This is a genomic window from Pedobacter agri (assembly GCF_032678665.1).
Taxonomy (GTDB): Bacteria; Bacteroidota; Bacteroidia; order Sphingobacteriales; family Sphingobacteriaceae; genus Pedobacter; species Pedobacter agri_A.
Map to the genome: position 1 here is coordinate 14,475 of NZ_JAVTSH010000002.1, position 17,343 is coordinate 31,817.

At 36.8% G+C, this 17,343-nt stretch carries 16 protein-coding genes; 2 read left to right on the forward strand and 14 right to left on the reverse strand.

The genetic code is table 11. The features are described from left to right. The 4 genes from R2Q70_RS03480 to map form a co-directional block, all read right to left on the reverse strand. Entirely contained in the window at positions 1-3,024 is a 3,024-nt protein-coding gene (locus tag R2Q70_RS03480) for a tetratricopeptide repeat protein (protein ID WP_316806271.1), read from the reverse strand. 399 nt (positions 3,025-3,423) lie between these two features. Continuing rightward, positions 3,424-4,353 carry an aspartate carbamoyltransferase catalytic subunit gene (locus R2Q70_RS03485; protein ID WP_316806272.1) on the reverse strand — a complete coding sequence of 310 codons (930 nt, stop codon included), beginning with the start codon at positions 4,351-4,353 and terminating at the stop codon, positions 3,424-3,426. Between the two features lie 7 nt (positions 4,354-4,360). After that, positions 4,361-4,906, reverse strand: a complete 546-nt coding sequence (pyrR, locus tag R2Q70_RS03490; RefSeq protein ID WP_010600216.1) for a bifunctional pyr operon transcriptional regulator/uracil phosphoribosyltransferase PyrR — start codon at positions 4,904-4,906, stop codon at positions 4,361-4,363. A 70-nt stretch (positions 4,907-4,976) separates the two neighbouring features. Continuing rightward, positions 4,977-5,741 carry a type I methionyl aminopeptidase gene (gene map / locus R2Q70_RS03495; RefSeq protein WP_316806273.1) on the reverse strand — a complete coding sequence of 255 codons (765 nt, stop codon included), beginning with the start codon at positions 5,739-5,741 and terminating at the stop codon, positions 4,977-4,979. A 67-nt stretch (positions 5,742-5,808) separates the two neighbouring features. On the opposite strand from map, the gene R2Q70_RS03500 reads away from it, so the two are divergent. After that, complete coding sequence (locus tag R2Q70_RS03500; protein ID WP_316806274.1) at positions 5,809-6,213, forward strand: thiol-disulfide oxidoreductase DCC family protein; 405 nt, start codon at positions 5,809-5,811, stop codon at positions 6,211-6,213. On the opposite strand, the gene R2Q70_RS03505 is transcribed toward R2Q70_RS03500, so the two are convergent. The 9 genes from R2Q70_RS03505 to cmk form a co-directional block, all read right to left on the reverse strand. Continuing rightward, on the reverse strand, positions 6,210-6,419 hold the full coding sequence (locus R2Q70_RS03505; RefSeq protein ID WP_316806275.1) for a hypothetical protein: 210 nt from the start codon (positions 6,417-6,419) through the stop codon (positions 6,210-6,212). The two genes, R2Q70_RS03500 and R2Q70_RS03505, sit on opposite strands and share 4 nt — an antisense overlap. A gap of 87 nt (positions 6,420-6,506) precedes the next feature. Continuing rightward, on the reverse strand, positions 6,507-8,174 hold the full coding sequence (locus R2Q70_RS03510; RefSeq protein ID WP_316806276.1) for a beta-N-acetylhexosaminidase: 1,668 nt from the start codon (positions 8,172-8,174) through the stop codon (positions 6,507-6,509). Positions 8,175-8,802: 628 nt separating this feature from the next. After that, positions 8,803-10,737 carry a 30S ribosomal protein S1 gene (rpsA, locus tag R2Q70_RS03515; protein WP_010600211.1) on the reverse strand — a complete coding sequence of 645 codons (1,935 nt, stop codon included), beginning with the start codon at positions 10,735-10,737 and terminating at the stop codon, positions 8,803-8,805. Between the two features lie 355 nt (positions 10,738-11,092). Beyond that, positions 11,093-11,359, reverse strand: coding sequence for a type II toxin-antitoxin system RelE/ParE family toxin (locus tag R2Q70_RS03520; protein ID WP_316806809.1), 267 nt, complete (start codon positions 11,357-11,359; stop codon positions 11,093-11,095). A gap of 51 nt (positions 11,360-11,410) precedes the next feature. Further along, a complete protein-coding gene (locus R2Q70_RS03525; protein ID WP_316806277.1) occupies positions 11,411-11,617 on the reverse strand; it encodes a hypothetical protein in 207 nt (68 codons plus the stop codon). Between the two features lie 24 nt (positions 11,618-11,641). Further along, positions 11,642-12,622 (reverse strand): SH3 domain-containing protein, encoded by a 981-nt coding sequence (locus tag R2Q70_RS03530; protein ID WP_316806278.1) that lies wholly within the window; start codon positions 12,620-12,622, stop codon positions 11,642-11,644. 128 nt (positions 12,623-12,750) lie between these two features. After that, entirely contained in the window at positions 12,751-14,244 is a 1,494-nt protein-coding gene (locus R2Q70_RS03535; protein ID WP_316806279.1) for a TPM domain-containing protein, read from the reverse strand. A 65-nt stretch (positions 14,245-14,309) separates the two neighbouring features. Then, positions 14,310-15,134 (reverse strand): DUF1080 domain-containing protein, encoded by an 825-nt coding sequence (locus R2Q70_RS03540; RefSeq protein ID WP_316806280.1) that lies wholly within the window; start codon positions 15,132-15,134, stop codon positions 14,310-14,312. 59 nt (positions 15,135-15,193) lie between these two features. Further along, the gene (gene cmk, locus R2Q70_RS03545) at positions 15,194-15,874 is read right to left on the reverse strand and encodes a (d)CMP kinase (protein WP_316806281.1); all 681 of its coding nucleotides are present in this window, start codon (positions 15,872-15,874) and stop codon (positions 15,194-15,196) included. Positions 15,875-15,947: 73 nt separating this feature from the next. On the opposite strand from cmk, the gene arfB reads away from it, so the two are divergent. Further along, on the forward strand, positions 15,948-16,358 hold the full coding sequence (arfB, locus tag R2Q70_RS03550; RefSeq protein WP_316806282.1) for an alternative ribosome rescue aminoacyl-tRNA hydrolase ArfB: 411 nt from the start codon (positions 15,948-15,950) through the stop codon (positions 16,356-16,358). On the opposite strand, the gene R2Q70_RS03555 is transcribed toward arfB, so the two are convergent. Beyond that, on the reverse strand, positions 16,359-17,309 hold the full coding sequence (locus tag R2Q70_RS03555; protein ID WP_316806283.1) for a lipid A deacylase LpxR family protein: 951 nt from the start codon (positions 17,307-17,309) through the stop codon (positions 16,359-16,361). Positions 17,310-17,343 lie beyond the last annotated feature (34 nt).

A 17,343-nucleotide genomic window follows, 5' to 3' on the forward strand; every position in this document is an offset into this window, starting at 1 on the left:
CTACTTCTTCTGGTTTAGTTTTTCTAGTTTCTCTTTGGCTGTCGGGATGATATCATCCTTGCCTTCGTAATTATCAATTATACTTAGAAGTGTACTTTTGGCCTGTAAATTATCTTTTAAGGCAACATAATTGTCTGATAAAAGAATAAACGCTTTTGCCACCCAGTAATCGTGAGAGGCCATATTGTTTACAATATCAAAGCATGTTTTGGTTGATGTTTTGAAATCACCCTTGTTGTACTCAACTAAAGCCAGATTGTATTTGGCCTCGGCAGCAGCAGCAGTTTTGGTTTTAGCCACAACATTTTTAAATTCCTTAACCGCTGTTGTCGTATCGCCTTTTAACAAGTAAGCTTTACCCGCAAATAAACCTGAACTGTTTTTTTCTTCTTCAGATGCTTTTTCTGATTCTTTAGTTAACTGCGCATATTTCAACATGTCGTCAGGCATGTTAAGCGCCGTATAAGCCTTTAATAAATTATTGATGGCGAAACTATAGTGCGATTTATAATCGGTAGTAGTTTCCAAACGCTTCAAATAAACAATTGCCTCGTTGTATTTTTTCTGGTTAAGGAATAACTGCGATATACTCACCAATGAACGTTCTGTGTAATCGCTTGTCCAGTCATTTAAAATGAACTCATAATCAGGAATGGCCTCATCAGGGCGACCAAGTTTTACCAATGATTCTGCTCTGATAAATTTCGCTTCTTTTTCATGGTTTGCTTTCGGGAATTTATCGAAGTAAGCATTTACAGCCTGAAAAGCGCCATTTGCATCACCTTTTAAATACAAATTGTTTGCAGCTGAGAAAACGATGTTATCTTGCTCACTACCTGAATAATTTCCAAGCGGCGTCGTATTAGCATAGGCGATAAAACCATTGGCATCACCTCTGTCTACATAAATATTTTTGATGGATTCCATCGCCTGTTTAGCTTCATCAGCCGTTGGATAATCGCGGATTACTTTTTTAAACGACTCCAAAGCCGCATCATCCTGATCCTGATTATATTGAACCAAACCAATGGTAACTAAAGCTTTCGGTACATAACTACTGCGTGGATATTTCGCAACCAAATCCACTAAATCGGATTTAGATTTATCGAAATCACCTTTGTTGAAGTAAGTGTAAGCCGTTTCGAAACCTGCATCATCCGCATAATTCGAGTTAGGGAATGCCTTAAGTAAACTTTGCATCGTCGCAATTTTTGCGTCGTATTGCGTTTCTAAACCCTGAATCATACCTTTCTGAAAAGTTGCATAGTCTTCAGAAGTGGTATGTCTGGCGATGATTTTGTTGTAATTGGCCATCGCATTTCCGTAAGTTTTATTTACGAAATACGAATCGGCTAAACGGATGGTGGCATCATCGATTGTTTTTTGATCTTTATCATTTCCGTTTAAAAACTTCTCGAAGTAATTTGCTGCCTTGCTGTATTTTTCATCCTCAAATGCCGCATAAGCTAAAGCGTAGTTGGCGAAATTATAAACGCCGGTTTTATCTGCGTCAGGCATTTTGAGGAATTTTTCGAAAGTAGCCACTGCTTCACCATATTTACGTAATTCATACATTGCTTCCCCTTTCCAGTAGGTGTTTAATGCATGTATCTCATTGTCTTCCGGGAATTTATCTGAGCGTAAAAACATCGATAAAGCATTTGGAAAGGCTCTTTCGTTGTAAAACTCAAGGCCACGGAAGTAAGTCACTTTCTGATAAGCTTCTCTTGCTTCTAATGTTTTATCAGGGATAGGCTCCAAAATATCAACTGCTGCCTGATAATTTTTGGTGGTCAAAAGTACTTCGCCCAGTAAAGTTTTAGCTTCATTAATTTTACGTGATTTTGGGAAAGCTTTCAAAAATCCTTGAGTAGCTTCTAAAGCCTGTTGGTGGAAATCCAATTCATAACTCAATTTAGCATAACTTAACCATGCTTCTTCCTGAATGGCTTTATCAAAATCTAAACGCGAAGCCCTAAAAAATGCACTCTGCGCTTTTTGTTTGTTACCTAATTGAATAAATGCTTTACCCAGGGTGTGCATACCGTTTTGCAGGTAAACATCATCATTGTTCAACTTTTCTAAAACGGTAACAGATTCTTTGTATTTTTTATTTTGAAACAAAGAGTAACCGTATTGATAAATAAATAAGTTGTTTTTGGTTTCACTTTTATCTTTTGCATAAAACTCAGCGAAATATTTTTCTGCGTTTTTAAATTCTGATTTTGCAAAGTAAGAAGCCGCAACTAAACTTAACATTTCCGGCTCAAACTGTTGTTTCGTTTTTTGTATGGATGCTAAAGCGTAGCTGATTACATCATCGTAACGTTCATCTAAATAATACATCGAAGTGATGTAGTATGGATAACTTGCCTCGTAGGTAGGAGAACCTTTTAATTTTTCAAAATTGGCAAGCGCTGTTTTGTATTCTTTATTCAGGTAGTTGATGTATGCAAAATAATAGGTTGCGCTTTCCTGAAAATCACCTTCTTCTTTTTTTACTTTTTCAAATAAAGGTTCTGCCTTTTCATAATCTTGCATTTCAAAGTAAGCATATCCCTGTTTAAATTGATACTCATTACGTTGTTTGCCAGAAAGGGTAGAAGGATCTGTTTTTTCAAACCACTCTAAGGCTTTTTTATAGTTTTTCTGATTGAAATACGTTTTTCCAACATAGAAATAAGCCAGTTTGGTATTCGGATTTAAAGGATAATCGCGGATGAATGCCTGAAACAAACTTTCTGCATCGCTATTGGTAAGTTCCAATGCACAAACAGCTGCATAAAATTTGGCATTCTCTTTTAATAGGGATAACTCTGCATTACTTTCAGTTTGTGTAGAAGGTTTGTAACGCAGTTGCTCAACAAGTTTGAATTGTTGTGCTGCCGCGGTATATTTTTCTTTATCTAATAATTCTAAACCCGTTTGATAGTTTTTATTGAGGTTTTGCACTGCACTAACTTGTGCATAAGTGCTAAAACTTCCTGCCAAAAGTAGCGGAATTAAAAAGTATTTTTTCTTCATTATGATATCTTTTTTCAATGGCAATGAAAGCCATCTTGTTCTAAACATTTTAAGTTTTAGAGCAATGATGGTTTGCATCGGTTTCAAATATGGTTGGTACTAAATTATAAATAGTATCAGGGTTTATCAACAGAAGTAATTAACATCTGTTAATAACACAAATAAACGAAGGGTTTATTAAATTGGTATTGGAGAAGTTAGAATGTGGAAAAAAACAGGTATGGGTGGTTTATTGGTTTACTAGTTCAATTATTCAGTAGTTCACTAGTTCATTTGTTCAGTAGTTCATTTGTTTATTAGCTCAATTGTTCAGTAGTTGAAAAGCAAAGGATTAGAATTGGCAGTTCTCAATTGGCAGTTTATAGTTACCAATGAACCAATCACCAATGAACCAAATGTCTATCCCTGGCTTGCTAGCAAATAAAGTACAGCCATTCTAACGGCTACGCCGTTTTCAACTTGTTCTAAAATGATCGATTGTTTACTGTCTGCTACATCGCTGGTAATCTCTACACCACGATTAATCGGGCCTGGATGCATCACGATGATTTCCTTATCAAGATTATCAAGGATTTGTTTATTTAGGCCATACATCATGGCGTATTCCCTTAAAGAAGGAAAGTATTTAATATCCTGACGCTCCAACTGGATTCGGAGCATGTTGGCTACGTCGCACCAGTTTAGGGCTTTAATTAGATTATGTTCTACTTTGACGCCCAATTGGTGGATGTGTTTCGGAATCAGGGTTGTGGGGCCACAAACCATCACTTCCGCACCTAAACGTTGTAAGCAAAGGATGTTTGAAATGGCTACCCTCGAGTGCAAAATATCACCTACGATCACTACTTTCTTTCCGGCTACATCGCCCAGTTTCTGACGAATCGAAAAAGCATCAAGCAAAGCCTGCGTTGGGTGTTCGTGTGCGCCATCGCCTGCATTTACGATTTGCGCTTTTACGTGTTTACCCAAAAACTGACCAGCACCTGCATACGGATGACGCATTACCACCATATCTACCTTCATAGATAAGATGTTGTTTACCGTATCAATTAAAGTTTCGCCTTTACTTACTGACGATGAAGATGCAGCAAAATTAACCACGTCGGCAGAAAGCCGTTTTTCTGCTAACTCAAAAGAAAGTTTGGTTCTGGTAGAGTTCTCGAAAAAGATATTGGCAATGGTAATATCCCGAAGTGAAGGAACCTTTTTTATCGGGCGGTTAATTACTTCTTTAAAATTATCTGCAGTTTCGAAAATCAATTCGATATCATTCCGGTTAATATCTTTAATGCCTAAAAGATGTCGGGTTGATAGTTTGTCTGCTGCCATTTTTATATTATAATTTTTCGGATAATAAAATCACTTTGTCTTCACTTCCTTCACTTGCCCAGGTAACTTTTACCTGTTGTGAATTTAAACTATCTACCTGATGACCAATATAATCGGGTTCAATTGGTAAATGTCTGCTAAATCTACGGTCAATTAATACCAACAACTCAACTTTCTCTGGTCGGCCATAAGCTAACAAGGCGTCAAGCGCTGCTCTGATGGTTCTTCCTGTCCAGAGTACATCGTCTATTAAGATTACTTTTTTGCCTTCGATGATGAAATCGATAGAATTGCTACTTGCGGTAACCAGGCCATCCTTGCGTCGAAAATCGTCCCTAAAAAAAGTAATATCAAGGTTTCCCTTTAAAATTTTCTTGTTTTTTAAGATGGTTTCGAGTTCCTGATGAATACGATCGGCCAGAAATATACCTCTTGGTTGGATGCCAATTAAAACGGTATTTGCGAAATCGTCGTGGTTTTCAATTAATTGATGGCAAAGCCTCTTAATTGTAATCTGAATTTTTTGTCCGTCAAGAAGTGTTTTCTTTTGCATTGAAGAAGGATTGGGCAAATATAGAAAAATGTTTTAAGCTAGGAAACCAGAATTTGAAATTAGATGCCTGTTAAAGCCAGATCTCATTTTCGGCAGTAAGAATCATTGGTTTATCTCCGGTTACCAAAATGGTGTGCTCATGTTGTGCTACGAAACCACCTTTGTTACCCGTTAAAGTCCAGCCATCGTTTTCAGTTTCTGCAATATTCGATGCTGTAGAAATAAAGGTTTCAATGGCTACTGTTGTGTTTTTTTTAAATCTGTCGTGATTCCATCGATCATGGTAATTGGCAATGTCGTGTGGCGCTTCATGTAAACTTCTTCCAACGCCATGTCCGGTTAGGTTTTTAATTACCCGAAAGCCCGATTTTCGTGCCTCGGTTTCGATGAGCCGGCCAATTTCTGAGATTCGAATGCCTCCTGTAATATTGTTTATGGCCTTCCTTAATATATTTTTCGATGCATTAACCAGCACATTGTGGTTGTACAAATCGTTTCCTAATACAAAAGAGCCGCCGTTATCAGACCAATAGCCATTTAACTCAGCAGAAACATCTATGTTAACTAAATCTCCTTCCGCTAAAATTTTCTTGGGGTGCGGAATGCCATGCGCAATTTCTTGATTTACGCTAATGCATGTCCAGCCAGGAAAGTTATACGTTAGGCGTGGCGCCGATTTAGCGCCGAAATCTTTTAAAATTTCCCCGCCAAAATCATCAAGCTGTTTCGTAGACATCCCAGGCTTAGCAAAATTTCGCATTTCCTTTAACGTGTATGCCACAGCTTTACTAATCCTCTGCATTCCTAATAACTCATCTTCCGTTGTAATAGACATAGATTTATTTTTTTACTAAAGTAGAGTTTTTGAATATCAAAGTAATAAATTCAATAGCTTTGTGACGATGACTGTAGAAAAACCAGTAATTTTCTTTGATGGTGTTTGTAATCTGTGCAATGCATCAGTTCAGTTTGCTATAAAACACGATAAAAACGATGTTTTTAAATTTACAGCTCTGCAAGGAAATTATGCAAAGACTATTTTACCGAAATTTGATATCAATCTGGAGCGGATTAATTCAATTATCCTGGTAGAGAATAATCAACTTTATACTAAATCTTCGGCTGCGTTAAGGATTGCAAGAAAATTAAACGGATTGTGGCCAATGCTTTATGCTTTCATGATTATCCCGAAATTTATTCGGGATTGGTTTTATGATATTATTGCCAAAAACCGCTATAAATGGTGGGGTAGGCAGGAGAGTTGCTGGGTGCCGACACCCGAGTTAAAGCAGAGATTTTACGATTAATTTTGCTCTTGCTGATTTTGGTTGTTCCTCGGTTTCCACAGCCAAAGTGTTAAGATGATTAAAGGGATAGCAATGCTTAACGCTATCACAATAAAAATACTGCGTTGCTTTACAATATCAGCTTCATCGGTAATGAAGATATTCACTGTTTCCTTTAATACAAACAGGGTGATGATGGTGCAAATAACTGCAAATATTTTACGCATGATTTAAATTTGAAACAAAGATTGGATAAATTTTTTAAATGAATTGAAAAAAGAGCTGATTGATTAAAAAGTGACTCCGCTGAAACGTCAATTTTCCAGATACCTTTTAGAATAAGTGAGTCCCATTAAATCATAACGTTTAAATTGTGTTTTCAATCGTTTTTGAAAATCAGGGTAGTTTCGCTTCTCTTTGGGGCTCCATAAAATTTCACTCAACGCATCTAATCTTGGAAAAAGCTGGTATTGAACTTTGGCGGGATTGGTAATGTACTCACTCCACAAGCAACCTTGTCCACCCCAAATGTATTTCGCCTGTTCGGTATTTAATTCAGCCGGGATTGGCTCGTACTTGTAAACATCAGCTAACAAGGAGGGTTTTCCTGCGGTTAAACTGTCTTCCTTTGCAAATTGGGCATGGTTGAAATAAACTTTATCTTCTGGCGTCATGATGGCTTTATGATTTTGTTTTGCCGCTTCAATTCCACCTTTTTCACCTTGCCAACTCATTACTACCGCATTTGGAGCCAGGCCGCCTTGCAAAATCTCATTCCAGCCGATGATGGTTTTACCTTTGCCATTTACAAATTTCTCGATTCTTCTGATGAAATAACTTTGTAGCTCGCTTTCTGTTTTCAAGCCGTTTGCTTTCATGATTTGTTGCGAAACGGCTGATTGTTTCCACCAAACTTTAGAAGCTTCGTCGCCGCCAATATGAATGTATTGGGATGGAAATAGCGCCATAACTTCGCTTAATACATTTTCCAGAAACTTGAATGTGGTATCTGAAGCTTGCAAAACATTATTGTATTTATTCATCATGCCCCAGGTTTCGGCAACAGCATATTTTTTATTGGGCTCTGTCCCTAATTCGGGATAGGCAGCAAGAACAGCCATGCTGTGGGCTGGCATTTCAATTTCAGGAATGATGGTAACATACCGTTTGGCAGCATATTCCACTACGTCTTTAATCTGTTCTTGGGTATAAAATCCGCCATGTTTAATGCCGTCTGTTTTAATTACAGCGTTTTTCGGAGTAATGTTAATCGCTGTTGGCAAAACCTGATATTTTATATTCTCATTGCCTTTTCCAGGCCACAAACCAATAATGCTGCCATTTCGCCAGGCGCCAATTTCTGTAAGTTTTGGGTATTTTTTAATTTCGATTCTCCATCCATGGTCATCTGTTAAGTGCCAATGAAAATAGTTCATTTTATGTAGTGCTAAGTAATCTATGTATTGCTTTACAAAGTCTACATCAAAAAAATGTCTGCTCACATCGAGGTGCATTCCGCGGTAATCGAAACGTGGATAATCTGTTATGGAAACTGATGGAAGACTAAGTTGATTGATATTTTGAGTTGGAATTAATTGTATAAGTGATTGAATACCATAAAACACCCCGGGTTCTGATGTTCCGGAAATAATAATTCCTTTATCTGAAGTGTTTAATATATAAGCATTGCTGAATTCGCTAATGCTAGTGTCTGATACTAAACTAATAAAGTTCTTATTTGGCGTAACATTAGTTATGTTAAGTTTTAGTTTATAATATTTTTGAAGATAACCGTTGAGGAAATCAGCAGAGCTTAATAATGAAGAATCGACAACTATGATTTGTGTTGCTGCATTTATTGTGAAGGTTTTTTTGGCGGATTCTACCTTTAAGTACGCAGGCTGCGGGATAATACTGACTTCCTGGGCTGAAAGCTTAAAGCTAAAAACTGCCAATAAGATTACAAATAGAAGATTTTTCATAGTTATTCAATTTCCTTTTCAAAAGTAGTCATTCTTAGCTGATGAAAGGAAAAGGTTTGGTAAAACGAAATACTGATGTTACCTAAACCCGATGGTAGGAAAATACTTTTTGGTTTGTAGCAACCCTAAATTATTTGTCATGCTGAGGCACGAAGCATCTGCAACCGATTACACAGATGCTTCGTGCGTCAGCATGACAGGAGTTAAAAAAAGATTGAACGAACAGCGGGGCAGGAGTAACCGATTATTGCTTGCTTGCGTTTTCAAAACCTCTCCCTATTAAAGAAAGTGGTTCAACGCGGTTACAATTCATCCCTCTCCTTGAAGAGAGGGAAATCAATGCTCAGTAAGAAAAACATAAATTTCAGGTTAAAAGTACTTCCTTTGTTCCCTCTCTTTAAGGAGAGGGACAGCAGTAAAGAACACATACTTCTAACTTTCAAAGGGTGAGGTAAAATGAGATTGCTTCCCCGAAGTGTCGGGGCAAGCTATCGGCTGAAAAATTCTGTTCGCACTGATGACCTTGCGAAGTTTCGTGTATGCTGTATCTCCGTGGCCAAAAAAAAATAGGCAAAAAAAAATCCCGATAACTTTCGCTATCGGGATTAATATGTTCAGTTAAAAAGAACTAGCCTTTTTTAGCTTTGCTTTCTTCGCCTTCTAATTGCGATTTCAATTGAGCCAATACGTCTAAATCTCCTAAAGTAGATTTCTCTACAGAATCTTTAACTTTTTTAACTGCAGTTACAGCAGCTTTAGCTTCTTTTTTCTTAGCATTTCTTTCTTCTGCTACAGCTTCAGCTTTAACTTCTTCCCAAATACGAGCGTGAGAAACAACGATGCGTTTAGCTTCTTTGTTAAACTCGATGATTTTGAAGTCGTTAGTTTCTTCAGCTTTAACCGAAGTACCATCTTCTTTAACCATGTGTTTAGTTGGCACGAAACCTTCTACACCGTATGGTAAAGCAATAACAGCACCTTTATCAGTTACTTTAACAACTGTACCTTGGTGAACTGAATCTAAAGTGAAGATCGTTTCGAAAGTATCCCAAGGGTTTTCTTCCAATTGTTTGTGACCTAAACTTAATTTACGGTTATCAACGTCTAATTCTAAAACAACTACGTCTAATACATCACCAACTTTAGTGAATTCGTTAGGGTGGTTTACTTTTTTAGACCAAGATAAATCAGAGATGTGGATTAAACCATCAATACCTTCTTCGATTTCAACAAAAACACCGAAGTTAGTCATGTTTTTAACAGTTGCTTTGTGCTTGCTTCCAACTGGGAATTTAGCAGCAACTTCTTGCCATGGATCGTTAGATAATTGTTTAATACCTAAGCTCATTTTGCGCTCGTCTCTATCTAAAGTTAAAACTTCAGCTTCGATCTCATCACCAACTTTTAAGAATTCTTGTGGATTTCTTAAGTTTTGTGACCAGCTCATTTCAGACACGTGGATTAAACCTTCAACACCTGGGATGATTTCTAAGAAAGCACCGTAATCTGCAACAGTTACGATTTTTCCTTTAACTTTAGAACCAACCTGAATGTCAGTGCTTAAGTTCTCCCAAGGGTGTGGAGTTAATTGTTTTAAGCCTAAAGCGATACGTTTTTTCTCATCATCGAAATCTAAAACAACCACGTTGATTTTTTCATCTAATGATAATACTTCTTTCGGATGCTCTATGCGGCCCCAAGAAATATCAGTAATATGAAGTAAACCATCAACACCGCCTAAATCGATGAACACACCGAAATCAGTAATATTTTTAACAGTACCTTCTAATACCTGTCCTTTTTCTAATTTAGAAACGATTTCTACTTTTTGTGATTCTAAATCGTCTTCAATTAACACTTTATGAGAAACTACAACGTTTTTAAACTCATGGTTAATTTTAACAACTTTGAATTCCATTGTTTTACCAACGTAAACATCGTAGTCACGGATAGGTTTAATATCAATTTGAGAACCTGGTAAGAAAGCCTCAACGCCCATGATATCAACAATTAAACCACCTTTAGTACGGCTCTTAACGAAACCATTGATGATTCTATCATTTTCAAGCGCCTCGTTAATAGCTTCCCAAGATCTTTGAGTTTTTGCTCTTTTGCGAGAAAGGATCAATTGACCGTTAGCATCTTCTGGTGCTTCAACGAATACGTCAACTGAATCGCCGATTTTTAAATCTGGTGTATCACGGAATTCTGAAGTAGAAACTAAACCGTCTGATTTAAAACCAACGTTCAATACTACATCTTTGTTGTTGATTGAAACAACGATACCGCTAATGATTTCACCTTTAGTGATTTGATTGAATGTTCCAGCATACATATCTTCAAACTTTTTGCGGTCTGCGTCATTGTAATTACCGAAAACTTTTTCATCCGCATCCCAATCGAAATCTTCCGTTGGTGTTGCTAATGATGATTTGATCGATTCGATCGAAACTGAATCAGCTTCTGATTCAATAGTTTCTTTTTCAGTTAGGCGTCCGCCTTCTCCCTGAAGCTCAGCTGTTTTTGCTGCTAATTCTTTTTCTGCTACTTGTTTTTTAGCCATTAATTAATTATCTCCTTTTTTCCCTATTTAGGGACTGCAAAGGTAAAAATATTTTAATTAATAGAAAAGATTTTTTTAATAAATGTTGCTGATTTTAAGGTTATTAGAATTCTGTCAATCGTCATGCTGAATTTATTTCAGCATCTAAATCGTAAAATCAAATAATATTTAAATGAATTTTGCTATTAATTTGAAAATCAACGTACAGTAATTCTTCGTTTACAGCAGCCCCGTTATCGCTTATAGTCCTCGCGTCGTTGCACTTCGCTCCGGGCTATTCCGCTCTACCGGGTTTAGATTGAAAGAATCAGCAAAAAAACCAGTAGTTTTTCCTATGGTCTGAAGAATAGTAAGTTTATTCCTTAACTTCGCTTAAAAGTTCAATAAGCTCTTTGTTGGTTATATTATCCTTTTCAGATTTATCATAGATAGACAGTAAATAAACAGTTGAATCGGTAATGATGAAATGGGTGATGATTCTGGCTCCTCCAGATTTTCCCTTGCCTTTCGAAGAAATAGCTATTCGAATTTTATAACAACTTTTGCCTATTGGGTTCCGATCTCTGGATCGATTTTTATTTTTTGAACCAATGTTAAAAGTTCTCCCTTCAGCGAAGGATATCTTTTGAAGAGCCTTTTTGTTTGCTTTTCAAAAGATGATATGGTTTTTACCTTATAGACCATTTAGAAAGGCTTCAGCGTCGTTACCCTTTAACTTTCCCTGTTTTATTAAATTTAATTCTTCTACGGCTTCTTTTATCTCAGCCTTTAATTGCTCCTTAGGTTCAATAATTTTCTTTGTCTTCACGTAGGGAATACTGTTTAATACATCCATTAGTGAAGAAGCCTTATTATCAGGTATTTCAAGTAATACTTTCATAAGATCAAATATACAGATTATAGCTTATTTCTTCGTAAATATCCCTCTGGTAAATCCTTCTCCAACCAAGGTGTTTTCATCCCTGATCAACAATAAAATCATGTTCTGTTGATCATACAATTTAATCATGTCGCCTTCAATTACATATTTCGCTGTGAAGGTAGAATCAGTGTAAGTATCCTTTACAATTACCGAATCATTGGTGTTAAAATCAAAGGTTTTATATTGCGTTTCACTATCGCTTACAAAAGTTCCTGAAACGGTCTTCGCCTGAATGAATGTAACAAAGCAAAAGTAAATTACCACAAGAACGATAATAGCAGATATGCCGATTAAAATTTTATTTTGATTAGAGTATTTAAAGATAAAATAAAGAATGGTACCCATTACCAAGGCCACTACAGCGAAAAAGATAATATTCGAATAATCATTGTCAATTGATGGAACCTCGACAGATATAGCTGGTTTTTGTACGGCTTTAACCGGCGATACCCGGACTAGAAATTCTTTACTTACCCAACCTTCGCCATTGGTTACTTTAATTTTAAAATAACTGGCATCGGCAGAATCAATAACGGCAACGTTTTCATTTTCTGGAAGATACCCAATCACCTTGCTTTTAGGATCGGCCTTTTGCCTAACCCTTAAATTATCAGTAGTTACGCGGTAAATTACATCAGTAGCAGGAGCCGCTGTTGTAGCACTTTGTGTTGCAGGATTAGTTTGGGCTGTATTGGGTTGTGGGGTAGGAGCTGATATCTTCTGAACGAAATCTTTACTCACCCAACCTTCGCCATTTTTAAGTTTAATTTTATAAAATTTATCGTTGCTGGCATCTAAAACCGTTAACTTTTCATTTTGCGAAATATTAGCTATCACCTTACTTTTAGGATCACTACTTGCTCTCACCCGTAACTGATCAGCAGTTACTTTGTAGGTATCTTGGGCATGAATGCCGCTTGAGAAGATTGAAAGAGCAATTAATAGGAATAAAATTCTAGTCATAGTTTTAAGATTGCTGCAAAGCAGTTTGATAAAATTAGCAACGACGCAAAGAGCAAACATCGTGCTATAAGTGCCAAAATTAGGAAATACTTTTAATTACCGCAGAAATGATTCTGTTAATTAAATTTCTACCAACTGCCACCGGTGCCGCCGCCGCTGCTTCTTCCGCCGCCCCAACTGCTCGATGAAGAAGATGAACTACTTCTCGAAGAAGATGAACCGGAAGAAGATTTAGATTCAACCAACATGGCCAATGTAATCCATTTAATAAATTCGACGTTTTTGCAACAACTACATTCGTTTATTAGTTTTGCCTGGCCTTCACGACTATAAGTTGCTGCAGTAACGGTAACTTGTTTGTTCAGCTTATAGGTTCTGAAACTGCATTTCGGACATTCAGTGTAGCTGTTGTATTCTTCAGCAGGCCACTGTTTAATTATGTGTTCTTTATGGTCAGCGCTTTCCCAAATATCATAATCGTAGGTTTTCGCAACTTCTTCAGCTCTTTGGCCACCACTTAAAAATGGTTTGCCTTCAACGTTAACATCCCGGTCTAAACGAATCATTTCCTGATTTTTACTATCAAGAATAGGCTTAAATCGATCAATATTCTTGCCTCTCTTGAAAAGGTAATTAATCAGGGTAATTAATATCAGCGGAGAAAAGATGATCAGCCAGAAATTTTTCTTATTAAAATCCGTAACAGCGTTGAAGAAATTTTTATCGTCGTTATGTGTTTTTCGTAACGTGGAAATATGGAATAAATAACGAAAGAATAGGCCAGTCCCTAAAATCCCATATACAATGAAAGGGGTATGCACAAGTTTTACTCTATCAAATAAACCAAACCCGTTAAAAAATACCATGGCAAAAATACTAACGAAAATGAACATGAGTAATCCGGCACAGCCGCTGATAATCGTTTTCTCATAATCAGTATTGCCCTTAGCTTTTAGGTTTACTGTTTTTTTTGCTTGTTTATTTACGATTTTGAAAATCCCGAAGAAAGCTAAAGCAATTACAAAAACAGGTATCCAAACCCTTTCCAAATCGCTATTGTCATTTTGTTGCGTAAAAAACTGATTGAGCTCCGATTTATTTTCCGGATTTAAGATAATTACTCCAATGGCATTAATCGTATTTATAATGCCAGTTCCGAAATCATTTTGTCTAAAGGCCGGTAAAAGATTTTGCTCGGCAATATGTTTGAGTTTCACGTCAGGTAAAATGCCTTCGGTGCCTGTTCCGGTAATGAAACGATATTTTCTCCGATCTTTGGCAATAAAAAGCAGTAAGCCGTTATTGCTCGTTTTTTGCCCAATTCCCCAGGTATTAAAAAGTTCGTAGGCAAAATCGAAATCTTCCTTGTCCTGATCGAAATTGTTCACAATAACTACTGCCACCTGAACATTGGTTTTGCTTTCAAAATCCGAAATGGTGCTGTTAATCTGCGAAACATCATCTGCACCTAAAATTCCATCGGGGTTACTTACCCAGCCGCCTCCATTTTTTTTTGGATCAGGGATTTCGGAGATGGTATAGGCTTTCTGTGCCAATGCCAGGTTAGAAACCAGTAGAAAGATAACAAAAAAGAAAATCTTGATTGAATGAGTTTTGAGCATCGGATAATTTAATTTGATTGGAAATCGCGTTTACATCATTCTTAACAATAGGAAAGTGTTGTTGTTTACTCCTTTAAAATCCTGGCTATAACCTTATTTAGTTTAGTTTCATCTTTTTCGTATGGCGCAAGGTCAAAAAGCTTAACCGTCTTAAATTCTATAGGGTGGCTTTCGCTCTGAAGTGAAATATAACCCGATTTTAAAGGTGTACCATCAATCTTTATCTTAGGATCATAATTGGTTACACTACCTCCGCCAATTTGTGGTTTTGTGTATTCTAAAACAACTTCGCCGGCAATAATGTGTTTAATAACGGAATCGCCAAGTACCAAAAATTCTGCAGTAACCCATTGGTCGCCATGATAAGTTTTCGATTTAGAATCTAAACAATGTGTGGTAAATAGTTCTCCTTTATAATTGATTAATGTTCCTGGTGTACAAACATTGCTGGTATGACGAACGTGTTCTCCATCGCCACCAAGAATTTGTGCTTCCACGGAGATTGGAAAATCCTGGTCTTTCAACATCGTTGCAGGATCCTGGCCATGTAACATGGCGCCACTGTTTCGAGTTGCCCAACCTTCACCGCCTTTAGCTTGCTCGCCTACAAAACGATAGGTAACCTTTAATAAATAATAGGAAAACGGTTTTTTGTAAAAGAGGTGGCCATACTGTTTGTCGAACGCTGTATAACCATCGTAACTCACTTTCATTACACCATTTTCTACCCTGAAAGTATTGGCATAATTATCTTTATAATCGTGTTTGGAAATTTTAACATTCCAATCTTTCAAATCTTTCCCGTTGAAAAGATTGATCCAGCCTTTTTGTGCCTGGGCTGTAAAAGAAAATAGTAAGAGAAATAAAATAGGTGCTGATTTCAATTTCATAGTAGCATAATGGTTATCAGCTAAAAATAGGAAATTAAACCAACCCGATAAAATTAAAATTATTTAGCTAGAAATGGTTCCGCTCTTTCTAAAGCAAAAGCCAATTGTTCTTCGGGTGTTAAATTGGTATTGTCTAACACAATCGCATCAGCAGCTCTCACCAGTGGACTTTCTTTTCGGGTGGTATCAGCATAATCGCGGTGTGCCAAATTTTCGAAAACTTCTTCTAGTGTGGTGGTATTATTGCCTTTACTTTCCAATTCTCTAAATCTTCTTTCTGCTCTAATTTTCGGATCGGCAGTCATAAATAATTTCAGTGGTGCATCTGGAAAAACCGTAGTGCCAATATCACGACCATCCATTACTATGTTTTTTGATTTTCCCATGCGTTGTTGCTGCTTTACCATTTCGTGGCGTACAATTTTATGGGCAGAAACTTCACTTACATTTTCTGAAACGGGCATTAAACGGATTTCATCAGAAACCTCTTCGCCATTTAAAGTGATGTGTGATTCGTAATCACGTGAATGAAAGTTTAGTTCGATGTGTTGAAGTGCATCAGCAACTTTCTCATCATCAGAAATATCAATATTATTTCTTAAAAAATATAGGGTTACAGCACGATACATCGCCCCGCTATCTACATAAATAAAACCTAATTTTTTAGCTAATGCTTTCGCTAAAGTACTTTTTCCGCAAGATGAATAGCCATCAATAGCTATAACTAAATTCTTCTTCATTCTGCGACAAAGGTAGAAAAACGTATGGATTTACCCGCTTTTTTTACCTGACTATTCTTCATACTTTTGCATCATGTTACCCGCAAAAGAAGATATTTTAAAGTTTGCAACCTTCAAAACCTCCAGAAGCGGAGGAAAGGGCGGACAGAATGTAAATAAGGTTTCGAGTAAAGTAGAGTTGATTTTTGATTTAGAGAATGCCTCATTCTTTAATACAGAGGAAAAAGCCCTGTTAAAATTAAGACTCGAAAATCGTTTGGATACAGATGGGTTATTGCATATTGTTTCGCAAGAGGATAGGAGCCAACTTTTAAATAAAGAAAAAGCAATTGCTAAGTTGATTGATTTGCTGAAACGGTCGCTTCAGGTAAAAAAAGTAAGAAAACCTACAAAAATGCCGAAAGCTGTTATTCAAAATAGATTGAAAAACAAAGCTGTAAACGCCGATAAAAAAGCATCCAGGAAAAAGCCAAGTTTAGATTAACTAAATTTTTCCAAGCCGGTAATATAAACTTAGGCCACCATAATTTTGTGCTTTGGCTATACTTTTTACTTCTTTGGTTTTGAATATAATGTTAAAATCTGCGGTGAATCTTCTTGAACTGTAGTTTACGCCAAATTGCTGTTCAAAAACAATTGGTTTTACGCCGAAGGTCAGCGGGCTATCGTCATTAAACAAACTTCCCTGAATCGTTGCATCATAAGCTACTACGTTTAGCTGCGGTTTGGCATAAAAGAAGAATTCAGATTTATTTAAACTTGATGTTTTGGAATTCCCGATCACAGCATTATGGTATGCACTGTTGAATAGCTGGTTCAATCTCCCTGCTCTAAATAACACAGATGCCCCCAAGCCAGAAAAAGTTGTTCCTAAATTCGCATAACCCTGTCCGCTTAAATCAACTACCTGATCATTGGAACGAATAAGCAATTTGCTGTATTGGGCAGCCAAATTTATTGCTAGCTCGTTTTTAATCTGATAATCCCATCCGGCAGGTGTGTAAAAACCAACAGTTTTGTGCAGAAACTTTTGTGCATCCTGCGCCAGGGAATTTGGTCCGACAGTGCCAATTTCTACGCTTGTTTTTAGAACGCTTTCATTTTTATAGAATATTGAATAAGCACCGCCAGCATAAAGATATCCCGCAAAGGGCCTATCCTGGTCTTCCTTTTTTGCTACCTGACCCCAGTAAGGCGTGTACATTTTTTGCCCAACTGAAATTTCGTAAGTTTTCTTTTCTATTTTATCTGAAAATTGAGCAGAATCAATCGCTCTGCGGAAGTAGATAAATAAACCATTGGTATAATACCGATCGTTCAACGTCGCCAAATAAGCATCGTTTTCAGTTTTAAACCCAAATTCGTTTTTAAAAGATTGGGCAAATCCAGCGAAAGTAGAAAGAAATAGTATCGTGGTGAATAAAAATGATCTCATAAAAAATAGCTCCGATTTTTAATCGGAGCTATAA